Raw genomic sequence first — 11,484 nt, 5'->3', positions numbered from 1 at the left:
CGTACCGCGCAGGCGTGAATGGGCTTGCATGAAAGCAATGGGGGAGCGAGCCTGCTCGCGAAAGCGGGCTGTCATCCAACACTGATGTTGCCTGACACATTGCATTCGCGAGCAGGCTCGCTCCCACATTAATTTTCGGCGTCTGAGAGAGGGCTATTTCTTCACCAACGCCGAACACGCCGCCTTGTAAGCCTCATGCTGATACTTGTTCAACGTCCCCGGCAGCTCGAAATTGTGCTTCTTGGCCTGGGCATTGATCGTCTGGGGCGACAGCAGTGTCACCTCACAACCATCAAGCAACTGAAACACGCCCTCGATCTTGAACGTCGTCGGCCCACCGGCAAACTCGCCCTTTTTGCTGCGCTTTTTGATCGCGATCCGGTCCACCGAATTTTCCCGCACAAACGACGCCACCTGCGCCGCAAACCGCCGCACGTTCGCCGCCTCGTCATCGTCATCCAGAGCAATCTTCTTCGTGGCGAGAGGGACGTGGCTCAACGTCGAACCATCGAGCGCCGCCACGGCGATGATCGCTTCGCTGCCTTTGATTTCAATGCCGCAGATGTTCATGGGAATCCTTAGACTGGCTTAAGAGGTTCAGCTTACAGCTCAAACACTCACTCCTGCCCGATCGACTCCAAAAACTCCGACCGTTCATCACTCATCCGCGCGACACAATCATTTTGCGCAATGGTGAACGCCTTGCTCCCCGCCGTTGCCGGGAACGCTTCCACCGCGCAATCCGCATCCCGCGTCTTCAACCATTGTTGCTGGGCGGTTTTCAGTTTGGCGGTGATGTCGGCCAGTTGCGTCGGGTTCTTGCCGTAGGCGGCCTGCATGCGTTCGTTGAGGCTGGCGTAGTTGTCTTTGAGCAGGTCTTCGGCGGTGCTGCGGCTGTAGGCGGAGCATTCCAGGGTCTGGATGTCGTTTTCCACCGCGTCGCACGGGTTGTTCTCGGATTCTTCGGCGGCGTGGGCGCCGGTCGCAATCAGTGCCAGGGCGAGGAAGATCGATTTCATTGGGGTCGCTCTAATCCGTTGGTAGGTGCAGGCTGCGGCAGATTCTGGCGCAAGCGCGCGGGCTTGAACAGCCAGCCGAGGAGGGCGGCTGACGACCCTTTGTCGCGGATTGACGCTTTCGGCAATTCCCCTGTCGTTTTTGCACCCGGTCGCCCCGGCACCGAGGCATATGCTGGCCCCAAAGCGCCGGCAGACGATTCGGCGCATGAATCGCCAATAAGGGGACGCCTGATGAGCCCAGCCGAATTACACGCCGACAGCATCGTTATCGACGGTCTGATCATTGCCAAATGGAACCGCGAGCTGTTCGAAGACATGCGCAAGGGCGGTCTGACGGCGGCCAACTGCACTGTGTCGGTGTGGGAAGGCTTTCAGGCGACCGTGAACAACATTGCTGCCAGCCAGAAACTGATCCGCGAAAACAGCGACCTGGTGATGCCTGTGCGCACCACCGCCGACATCCGTCGCGCCAAGGAGCAGGGCAAGACCGGCATCCTCTTCGGCTTCCAGAATGCCCACGCTTTCGAAGACCAGATCGGCTACGTCGAGGTGTTCAAGCAGCTCGGCGTTGGCATCGTGCAGATGTGCTACAACACCCAGAATCTGGTCGGCACCGGGTGCTACGAGCGTGATGGCGGCCTGTCAGGTTTCGGTCGCGAGATCGTTGCCGAGATGAACCGCGTCGGCGTCATGTGCGACCTGTCCCACGTCGGTTCCAAGACCTCCGAAGAAGTCATTCTCGAATCGAAAAAACCGGTCTGCTACTCGCACTGCCTGCCGTCGGGTCTCAAAGAGCACCCGCGCAACAAGTCCGATGCCGAGCTGAAGTTCATTGCCGACCACGGCGGTTTCGTCGGCGTGACCATGTTCGCGCCGTTCCTCGCCAAGGGCATCGATTCGACCATCGACGATTACGCCGAAGCGATCGAATACACCATGAACATCGTTGGCGAAGACGCCATCGGTATCGGCACCGATTTCACTCAGGGTCACGGCCAGGACTTCTTCGAATACCTGACCCACGACAAGGGTTACGCCCGCCGCCTGACCAGCTTCGGCAAGATCATCAACCCGCTGGGCATCCGCACCGTCGGCGAATTCCCCAACCTCACCGAAACCCTGCTCAAGCGCGGCCATTCCGAGCGCGTGGTGCGCAAGATCATGGGCGAGAACTGGGTAAGCGTCCTGAAAGACGTCTGGGGCGAATAAGCCGCCGCACTTCTGAATCCTTTCCCCCGGCCATCCGAGCCGGGGGCAACACACAAAATTTTCTGGAGTTAAGTTTCCATGGCCAAGATCGCCCCGCAATTGCCTATCGAAGTCGACAGCGAGACCGGTGTCTGGACCTCCGACGCCCTGCCAATGCTGTATGTGCCGCGTCACTTTTTCGTCAACAACCACATGGGCATCGAGGAAGTGCTCGGCGCTGAAGCCTATGCCGAGATCCTCTACAAGGCCGGCTACAAATCCGCCTGGCACTGGTGTGAAAAGGAAGCCGAATGCCACGGCCTGGAGGGCGTCGCGGTGTTCGAGCACTACATGAAGCGCCTGTCGCAGCGCGGCTGGGGCCTGTTCAAGATTCAGGACATCGACCTCGACAACGGCACCGCCAGCGTCAAGCTCGAGCACTCGGCATTCGTCTATGTCTACGGCAAGGTCGGGCGCAAGGTCGATTACATGTTCACCGGCTGGTTCGCCGGCGCCATGGACCAGATTCTCGAAGCCCGTGGCAGCAAGATCCGTACTGTGGCCGAACAAGTCTACGGAGGCTCCGAAGAGGGCCACGATGACGGCCTGTTCATCGTCAAGCCGTTGTAAGCCGAGGACCGTGCCATGGCTTTCGAAGCAATGTTCCAGCCGATCCAGATCGGCAAACTGACCATCCGCAACCGCGTGCTCAGCACCGCGCACGCCGAGGTCTACGCGACTGACGGTGGCATGACCACCGACCGCTACGTCAAATACTACGAAGAGAAAGCCAAGGGCGGTATCGGCCTGGCGATCTGTGGCGGTTCGTCCGTGGTGGCGATCGACAGCCCGCAGGAATGGTGGAGTTCGGTCAATCTGTCCACCGACCGGATCATTCCGCACTTCCAGAATCTGGCCGACGCCATGCACAAGCATGGCGCCAAGATCATGATCCAGATTACCCACATGGGCCGTCGCTCGCGCTGGGACGGTTTCAACTGGCCGACCTTGATGTCGCCGTCGGGCATCCGTGAACCGGTGCACCGCGCCACTTGCAAAACCATCGAGCCGGAAGAGATCTGGCGAGTGATCGGCAACTACGCCCAGGCTGCGCGCCGGGCCAAGGCTGGTGGCCTCGATGGCGTCGAACTGTCGGCCGTGCACCAGCACATGATCGACCAGTTCTGGAGCCCGCGCGTCAACAAGCGTACCGATGAATGGGGCGGCAGCTTCGAAGGGCGGATGAAGTTCGGCCTGGAAGTCCTGAAAGCCGTGCGCGCCGAGGTCGGTGACGACTTCTGCGTGGGCATGCGCCTGTGCGGTGACGAGTTCCACCCGGACGGCTTGTCCCACGAGGACATGAAGCAGATCGCCAAGTATTACGACGACACCGGCATGCTCGATTTCATCGGCGTGGTCGGCTCGGGTTGCGACACGCACAACACCCTGGCCAACGTCATTCCGAACATGAGTTATCCACCGGAGCCGTTCCTGCATCTGGCTGCCGGGATCAAGGAAGTGGTCAAGGTGCCGGTGTTGCACGCGCAGAACATCAAGGACCCGAACCAGGCTACGCGCATTCTTGAGGGCGGTTACGTCGACATGGTCGGCATGACCCGCGCGCACATCGCCGACCCGCACCTGATCGCCAAGATCAAGATGGGCCAGATTGACCAGATCAAGCAGTGCGTCGGCGCCAACTATTGCATCGACCGTCAGTATCAGGGGCTGGACGTGCTGTGCATCCAGAACGCCGCGACCTCCCGTGAATACATGGGCGTGCCGCACATCATCGAGAAATCCACCGGGCCGAAACGCAAGGTGGTGATCGTCGGTGCCGGCCCGGCCGGGATGGAAGCAGCACGCGTGGCTGCCGAGCGTGGCCACGACGTCACGCTGTTCGAGAAAAAAGACTTCATCGGCGGGCAGATCACCACCGCATCGAAAGCACCGCAGCGTGACCAGATCGCCGGCATCACCCGCTGGTTCCAGCTGGAACTGGCGCGGCTGAAAGTCGATCTGCGCCTGGGCACGGCGGCGGATGCCGACACCATCATGGACCTGCGTCCGGATGTGGTGGTACTGGCGGTCGGCGGTCATCCGTACCTTGAGCAGAACGAGCACTGGGGCGCGGCCGAAGGGCTGGTGGTCAGCAGCTGGGACGTGCTCGACGGCAAAGTTGCGCCGGGCAAGAACGTGCTGGTCTACGACACCATTTGCGAGTTCACCGGCATGTCGGTCGCCGACTTCCTCGCCGACAAGGGCAGCCAGGTCGAGATCGTCACCGACGACATCAAACCGGGCGTGGCTATCGGCGGCACGTCGTTCCCGACCTACTACCGCAGCATGTACCCGAAAGAAGTGATCATGACCGGCGACATGATGCTGGAGAAGGTCTACCGCGAAGGCGACAAGCTGATCGCGGTGCTGGAGAACGAATACACCGGCGCGAAAGAGGAGCGGGTGGTCGATCAGGTGGTCGTCGAAAACGGCGTGCGCCCGGACGAGGAAATCTACTACGCCCTCAAGGACGGCTCGCGCAACAAGGGCCAGATCGACGTCGAAGCGCTGTTCGCGATCCAGCCGCAACCTTCGCTGAGCGAAGCGGGCGACGGCTACTTGCTGTTCCGCATCGGCGACTGCGTGGCGCAGCGTAATACCCACGCCGCGATCTATGACGCCCTGCGACTCTGCAAGGATTTCTAAGACACGTTAACTGATCGTTCCCACGCTCCGCGTGGGAATGCAGCCAGGGACGCTCCGCGTCCTTTGTGACGCAGAGCGTCACGGGATTCATTCCCACGCAGAGCGTGGGAACGATCATCGAACGCCGTGTTTCTCCAGGCTGTCTGGTGGGAGCTTCACCATGTTGAACACCCTTCTTCCAATCCTGTTGTTCGCAGCCCTGGGCCTTGCGGTCCTCGGCGCGTTGCGGCGGATGAACATGTGGCGCCGGGGGCGGGCGGCGAAGGTCGATCTGCTCGGCGGTCTGCTGGCCATGCCCAAGCGCTACATGGTCGACCTGCACCACGTCGTCGCGCGGGACAAATACATTGCCAACACACACGTTGCCACGGCGGGCGGTGCGGTGGCGTCGATTGTGCTGGCCATTCTGGTGCACGGTTTCGGCCTGCATAACCGCATCCTTGGCTACGCCTTGCTGCTGATGTCGGCGGTGATGTTCGTCGGCGCGATCTTCATGTACCTGCGCCGGGTCAATCCGCCTGCGCGTCTGTCGAAAGGCCCGTGGATGCGCCTGCCGAAAAGCCTGCTGGCCTTCTCCGCGTCGTTTTTCCTGGTGACCCTGCCGGTGGCGGGGATCCTGCCGGAAAACTTCGGCGGCTGGGTGCTCGCCGCCATCCTCGGTGTTGGCGTGCTGTGGGGCGTGTCGGAACTGTTCTTCGGCATGACCTGGGGCGGGCCGATGAAACACGCCTTTGCCGGTGCGCTGCACCTGGCCTGGCACCGTCGCCCGGAACGTTTTGGCGGCGGACGCTCGACCGGTTTGAAACCGCTGGACCTGAACAATCCCGATGCGCCGCTGGGCGTAGAAAAACCCAAGGATTTCACTTGGAACCAGTTGCTCGGTTTCGACGCCTGCGTGCAGTGCGGCAAGTGCGAAGCAGCGTGCCCGGCCTTCGCCGCCGGCCAGCCGCTGAACCCGAAAAAACTGATTCAGGACATGGTCGTCGGCCTCGCCGGCGGCACTGACGCGAAGTTCGCCGGCAGCCCGTATCCGGGCAAACCGATCGGCGAGCATGGCGGCAATCCGCACCAACCGATCGTCAACGGTCTGGTCGACGCCGAAACCCTGTGGTCGTGCACCACCTGCCGTGCCTGCGTCGAGGAGTGCCCGATGATGATCGAGCACGTCGATGCGATCGTCGACATGCGCCGGCATCTGACCCTGGAAAAAGGCGCGACGCCGAACAAGGGTGCCGAAGTTCTTGAGAACCTTATTGCAACCGACAACCCTGGCGGTTTCGCCCCGGGCGGGCGGATGAACTGGGCGGCGGATCTGAACCTCAATCTGCTCAGCGAAAAGAAATCCACCGACGTGCTGTTCTGGGTCGGCGACGGAGCCTTCGACATGCGCAACCAGCGCACCCTGCGCGCGTTTGTCAAAGTGCTGAAAGCGGCAAACATCGACTTCGCCGTGCTCGGCCTTGAAGAACGTGACAGCGGCGATGTGGCGCGGCGTCTCGGCGACGAAGCGACGTTCCAGTTGCTGGCCAAGCGCAACATCCAGACTTTGGCCAAATACAGCTTCAACCGCATCGTCACCTGCGATCCGCACAGTTTCCATGTGCTGAAAAACGAGTACGGCGCCTTCGATGGCAACTACCTGGTACAGCACCACAGCACCTACATGGCCGAGATCATTCAGGCCGGCGCGCTCAACCTCGGTCAGCACAAAGGCAACAGCGTGACCTATCACGATCCGTGCTACCTGGGCCGCTACAACGGCGAGTACGAAGCGCCGCGTGAAGTGCTGCGAGCCCTCGGCATTGAAGTCAAAGAGATGCAACGGTCCGGCTTCCGCTCACGCTGCTGCGGCGGTGGTGGCGGCGCGCCGATCACTGACATTCCGGGCAAGCAGCGCATCCCCGACATGCGCATGGAAGACATCCGCGAAACCGGCGCCGAACTGGTGGCGGTGGGTTGTCCACAGTGCACGGCGATGCTCGAAGGCGTGGTCGAACCGCGTCCGCTGATCAAGGACATCGCCGAACTGGTGGCCGACGCGCTGCTCGAAGACGCCGCGCCAAGCAAGCCTGCCACCCCGGCCAAACGTGAACCTGCGGAGGTGCACTGATGAGCGACATTATCCGCCGCGACCCGCGCGCCGAATGGATTGCCCGTAACCGTTTGCACCCGCTGCACGCGGCGATGCAACCGGCGCAGCACAGCTGGATGGGGCCCAATGGCGTCATCCGCAAGAATCTGCACGGCATGGGTTTTATCGGCCCCAACGGCATCAAACGCATTGACCGCAGCGGCGCGCAGCAGGGTGGGGCGGTCAAACGCTCGGCTGCTGTTGAAGTGCAGTTGCCGCTGCATCAGGTACCGGCCCCGGCGTTCTACATCAGCGTGGTGCCGGATATGGTCGGCGGTCGCCTGAGCAGCCACGACCGCGATCTGCTCGGCCTCGCTCACCAACTGGCCGGCAGCGATGGTGCGGTGCTTGCTGTGGTGTTCGGCGAACACAAGGAAAGCGCTTTCGAAACTGCTGGCGTCGATCGCCTGTTGCTGCTCGAAGGCGATGAATTCAGCGGTTATGCACCGGAACAACGGGTGCAGGGCTTGCGCGCTGTGGATAACCAATTCAACCCGCGTCACTGGTTGCTGCCGGACAGCCGCAGCGGTGGCGGCGAACTCGGCCGGCGCTTTGCTGCTGCACTGGGCGAACGTCCGGCCACGCGGGTCTGGCAGGTCAAGGATCAGGAGTGCATCGGCCGCGCCGGGGCCGGATTGCAAGATCTGGCGCGTCCGGTGGCGCGGTTGATTCTCGCCGCTGCCGAATGCGCGGAGCCGGTCAGCGAAACCCGTCACGAAGCGTTGCCAGTGGAGTTATCCACAAGCGTCGCGCGCAGCTTGTCGCGAATCGAAGATCTTGGTGCCGTGGCGGTGGATCCGGCAGCGATTCCGATGGCCGAAGCCGAGTTCATCTTCTCCGGCGGTAATGGTGTGAAGGACTGGCAGTTGTTCCACGAAACCGCCGCAGCCCTCGGCGCCACCGAAGGCGCTTCGCGGGTTGCGGTGGACGACGGCTTCATGGCCCGGGATCGCCAGGTCGGCGCGTCCGGCACCTGGGTCACTGCGCGGGTTTATGTGGCGGTGGGTATCTCCGGCGCGATCCAGCACCTGCAAGGCATTGGCGCTTGCGACAAGGTGGTGGCGATCAACCTCGATCCTGGTTGCGACATGATCAAGCGTGCCGACCTTTCGGTGATCGGCGAAAGCGCAGAGATTCTGCAAGCGTTGATCGAAGCGGTCGCGGCTTACCGCAACGAAGCCAAGCGCGATGCGGCTTAAGGAAACCCTATGAACACGAACGTTATCAGTCTGGTTTCAATCGGTGCTCACCCTACTTCGGGTCGGCCACGGCGCGCCGATCAGGATGCGCGCGCGGTGGAACTGGGCCTGCAACTGGCTGGGGATAACCTGCAAGTGCTGCACGCCGGTGATGTTGCCGAACCGGCCCTGCGTGCCTATCTGGGCATGGGCCTGGAACAGCTGCATGTGCTGGAACAACCCGCTGGCGCCGATGCCTTGCCGGCGCTGACCGCGTACCTGCGCGATGCCGGTGCGCAAGTGGTGCTGACCGGCAGTCAGGCGGAAACCGGTGAGGGTTCGGGGATGTTGCCGTTCCTGCTGGCCGAAGGTCTGGGCTGGCCGCTGGTGGTGGGCCTGGCGCAGGTCGAATCGATCAATGACGGGTCGGCGCTGGTCCTGCAAGCGTTGCCGCGCGGGCAGCGACGCCGCTTGAAGGTCAAACTGCCGTTTCTGGCCACTGTGGATAACGCCGCGCCGAAGCCTCGGCAGAGCGCGTATGGCCCGGCACGACGGGGCGAATTGGCCGCCGATGACGTTGAAGTGGTGGAGGACCAATTGTTGGCCGTCGCCACGCTGCAACCGGCCAAGCCACGGCCCAAGCGCTTGAAGGTGATCAAGGCCAAGAGCGGCGCCGACCGGATGAAGGCTGCGACGGCCAAGGCCAGTGGCGGCGGGGGGCAGGTGCTCAAAGGCGTCACCGCACAGGCTGGGGCTGAAGCGATTCTGAAGTTGCTGATTGAAGAAGGCGTTGTCCGCTGAAAAGCCCCTCACCCTAGCCCTCTCCCAGAGGGAGAGGGGACCTACCGCGGCGAATTGGCCAAGTACACCGACCTGCGACATGGCGGTGGCCTTGGTCTGGCCAAGCCTGAGATCAATACAATGTTTCAGGTCGATGTAACCTCACTAGTCGACGCGGTCGGCCTCGGCCCCCTCTCCCTCTGGGATAGGGTTGGGGTGAGGGGAAGCGGCTTACCCACATTCCCTGTTGGCGAAGCTGTGGATAACGTGTTCGCCCTTCCGCGCATCCCACGCCATTCAAGCCTTCCAGCCATAAGATCAAAAAACGATCAGCGTAACTCACGGATTTCTCGGGCTTTTCCCTCGGTATAAATCGAGAAGTTGCCCCCAATCTCTGTTGGCGCTTCTGTGGATAAGATGTTCGCTATCAGCTGTAGGCCATATGGACCGTGGCTTCCATTGGCTTGATCAATTATTGATCAAATGTGATCCCCGGGCGCCGAGAGCTGTTAAGTCGAACGGGTTTTCCCCAGTCATAGGTGTTTTCCACAGAAGATTGAAAGTTGTCCCCGATCTCTGTTGGCGCTTCTGTGGATAACGTGTTCGCTACCCGCTGGAGGCCTTTGAAACCGTGGTCTGCATGGCGTTGATCAAAAAACGATCAATTGTTTTGAGAAACTGCGATTCAGCATAAGTCACGGTTTTTATTTGCAAATCAGCAAGATATTTTTTGACTCATCCACAGTTACCCCCATTTGCTGTGGGCGGGTATGTGGATAACTTGTTTGCGGAAGGCTGGAGGGCTTGGTGGGTATGGGGGCGGGGGTGATTGGTCGGAAATTGATCAACTGAAAGATGTAGCGTGGGTCAGGACGCCTTCGCGAGCAGGCTCGCTCCCACAGGGGAATGCATTCCACCTGTAGGAGCCGCCGCAGGCTGCGATCTTTTGCTTCTGATCAGCCCTGAACCGGTACACCTTTAAGGTAAGGCGCAGGCTCTGCCCCGAGGTTGTTCAACATCCGCTCGCTGTACCAATCGACGAAGTTGACCACGCCGAATTCATAGGTCTTCGAGTAAGGCCCCGGCTGGTAAGCGGTGGAGTTGATCCCGCGCTGGTTTTCCTCAGCCAGACGGCGGTCCTGATCGTTGGTCGCGTCCCACACCTGGCGCATGCGCTCGACGTCGTAATCGACACCTTCCACCGCATCCTTGTGCACCAGCCACTTGGTGGTGACCATGGTTTCCTGAGCGCTGATCGGCCACACGGTGAAGACGATGATGTGATCGCCCATGCAGTGGTTCCACGAATGCGGCAGGTGCAGGATGCGCATCGAGCCCAGGTCCGGGTTCTTGATCCGGCCCATCAGTTTCGCGCAGCCCTGTTTGCCGTCGAGGGTCATCGACACGGTGCCCTTGAGCAGCGGCATGCGCACGATACGGTTGCGCAAGCCGAAACTGGCGTGAGCGTAAGGGATCTTTTCCGCTTCCCAGGCAGCGGCGGAAGCGGCGACGTGATCCTTGAATGCCTGATCGGCGCGCGGGTCGGTGACGTCGTCCCATTCCAGCAGGGTTTTCAACAGTTCCGGGTGCGACGCGTTGCAGTGGTAGCACTCGCGGTTATTTTCCAGCACCAGTTTCCAGTTGGCCTTTTCCATCAAGGTGGTGGTGATCGCCACCTTGGTGTTCTCCATGTCGTACGGTTCCATGTAATGGTTGAGCGTCGACAGGAAGTCATCGATGGCCGGCGGGTTCTCCGCCAGGCTTATGAAAATGTAGCCGCCAGCGGTTTTCACGTTCACCGGTTTGAGGCCGTATTGCTTCATGTCGAAGTCGGCGCCCATCTCGGTGCCGGCAAAGAGCAGGCGACCGTCCAGTTCGTAAGTCCACTGGTGGTAATGGCAGACCAGTTTGGCGACTTTGCCTTTTTCACTGGTGCACAGGCGCGAGCCACGGTGGCGGCAGACGTTGTGGAACGCGTGCACCACGCCCTCGGCGCCACGAATGACGATGATCGGGTTCTTACCGACCTGCAGGGTCAGGTAGTTGCCCTTGGCCGGGATCTCGCAGGTCATGCCAGCGATCAACCATTCCTTCTGGAAGATCTCCTGCATATCGATATCGAACAGGCGCTCGTCGCTGTAGAACGGTTGCGGCAGGGAAAAGGTGCGCTCGCGCTCCTGGAGCATTTGTGCGGTGGCCTTGCGTGCGGGTTCCAGCGGATCGCCCAGGCTGATTTTTGCGGTGACGTCCATCGATGTAATCCTCATGGCCCTCTGCGTGGCCGGCGAAAGTGGCTGATCAGGTGTGCTGCAAAACGGTTGCTACGCAAGGTGTAAAGAAGTCGTCTTGTGTTGGGGCGAGTGTGGGGCCGGCGCTGGGGGGAACCTTATCCATGCGCGACATGGCGCAATCTGTTCCCGACGCGCAAGCCCCGGTGTTCAAGGGCTGGTCGCGATAAGTATGTCAATGTCGCGGATAGGTA

9 protein-coding genes are annotated in these 11,484 nt (G+C 61.1%); 6 read left to right on the top strand and 3 right to left on the bottom strand.

The features are described 5' to 3' along the window. Positions 1-153 precede the first annotated feature (153 nt). On the bottom strand, positions 154-570 hold the full coding sequence (locus QMX86_RS16770) for a DUF3010 family protein (RefSeq protein WP_016772815.1): 417 nt from the start codon (positions 568-570) through the stop codon (positions 154-156). Between the two features lie 47 nt (positions 571-617). Beyond that, on the bottom strand, positions 618-1,019 hold the full coding sequence (locus QMX86_RS16765; protein WP_024014598.1) for a lysozyme inhibitor LprI family protein: 402 nt from the start codon (positions 1,017-1,019) through the stop codon (positions 618-620). Between the two features lie 231 nt (positions 1,020-1,250). Between QMX86_RS16765 and QMX86_RS16760 the strand changes: the two genes are divergently transcribed. The 6 genes from QMX86_RS16760 to QMX86_RS16735 all read left to right on the top strand — a co-directional run bounded on the left by QMX86_RS16760 (position 1,251) and on the right by QMX86_RS16735 (position 9,023). Continuing rightward, positions 1,251-2,228 carry a dipeptidase gene (locus QMX86_RS16760; protein WP_016772817.1) on the top strand — a complete coding sequence of 326 codons (978 nt, stop codon included), beginning with the start codon at positions 1,251-1,253 and terminating at the stop codon, positions 2,226-2,228. A gap of 78 nt (positions 2,229-2,306) precedes the next feature. Further along, positions 2,307-2,837, top strand: coding sequence for a 4-vinyl reductase (locus tag QMX86_RS16755; RefSeq protein ID WP_282385037.1), 531 nt, complete (start codon positions 2,307-2,309; stop codon positions 2,835-2,837). A gap of 15 nt (positions 2,838-2,852) precedes the next feature. Continuing rightward, positions 2,853-4,913, top strand: coding sequence for a dimethylglycine demethylation protein DgcA (gene dgcA / locus QMX86_RS16750; protein ID WP_041476756.1), 2,061 nt, complete (start codon positions 2,853-2,855; stop codon positions 4,911-4,913). A gap of 160 nt (positions 4,914-5,073) precedes the next feature. Beyond that, on the top strand, positions 5,074-7,023 hold the full coding sequence (gene dgcB / locus QMX86_RS16745) for a dimethylglycine demethylation protein DgcB (RefSeq protein WP_073476463.1): 1,950 nt from the start codon (positions 5,074-5,076) through the stop codon (positions 7,021-7,023). Further along, the gene (locus QMX86_RS16740; protein WP_041476754.1) at positions 7,023-8,243 is read left to right on the top strand and encodes an electron transfer flavoprotein subunit alpha/FixB family protein; all 1,221 of its coding nucleotides are present in this window, start codon (positions 7,023-7,025) and stop codon (positions 8,241-8,243) included. Before dgcB ends, QMX86_RS16740 begins: the two co-directional genes overlap by 1 nt. Positions 8,244-8,252: 9 nt before the next feature. Then, positions 8,253-9,023, top strand: a complete 771-nt coding sequence (locus tag QMX86_RS16735) for an electron transfer flavoprotein subunit beta (RefSeq protein WP_024014592.1) — start codon at positions 8,253-8,255, stop codon at positions 9,021-9,023. A gap of 935 nt (positions 9,024-9,958) precedes the next feature. On the opposite strand, the gene gbcA is transcribed toward QMX86_RS16735, so the two are convergent. Continuing rightward, a complete protein-coding gene (gene gbcA, locus QMX86_RS16730; RefSeq protein ID WP_016772823.1) occupies positions 9,959-11,254 on the bottom strand; it encodes a glycine-betaine demethylase subunit GbcA in 1,296 nt (431 codons plus the stop codon). Positions 11,255-11,484: the final 230 nt, after the last annotated feature.

Source organism: Pseudomonas sp. PS01270 (assembly GCF_029959775.1).
Taxonomy (GTDB): Bacteria; Pseudomonadota; Gammaproteobacteria; order Pseudomonadales; family Pseudomonadaceae; genus Aquipseudomonas; species Aquipseudomonas atacamensis.
This window is presented reverse-complemented; position numbering and strand designations above follow the sequence as displayed.

Coding starts and splice junctions, on each gene's coding strand:
- QMX86_RS16770 (WP_016772815.1), bottom strand. CDS start 570: ATGAACATCTGCGGCATTGAAATCAAAGGCAGCGAAGCGATCATCGCC.
- QMX86_RS16765 (WP_024014598.1), bottom strand. CDS start 1,019: ATGAAATCGATCTTCCTCGCCCTGGCACTGATTGCGACCGGCGCCCAC.
- QMX86_RS16760 (WP_016772817.1), top strand. CDS start 1,251: ATGAGCCCAGCCGAATTACACGCCGACAGCATCGTTATCGACGGTCTG.
- QMX86_RS16755 (WP_282385037.1), top strand. CDS start 2,307: ATGGCCAAGATCGCCCCGCAATTGCCTATCGAAGTCGACAGCGAGACC.
- dgcA (WP_041476756.1), top strand. CDS start 2,853: ATGGCTTTCGAAGCAATGTTCCAGCCGATCCAGATCGGCAAACTGACC.
- dgcB (WP_073476463.1), top strand. CDS start 5,074: ATGTTGAACACCCTTCTTCCAATCCTGTTGTTCGCAGCCCTGGGCCTT.
- QMX86_RS16740 (WP_041476754.1), top strand. CDS start 7,023: ATGAGCGACATTATCCGCCGCGACCCGCGCGCCGAATGGATTGCCCGT.
- QMX86_RS16735 (WP_024014592.1), top strand. CDS start 8,253: ATGAACACGAACGTTATCAGTCTGGTTTCAATCGGTGCTCACCCTACT.
- gbcA (WP_016772823.1), bottom strand. CDS start 11,254: ATGGACGTCACCGCAAAAATCAGCCTGGGCGATCCGCTGGAACCCGCA.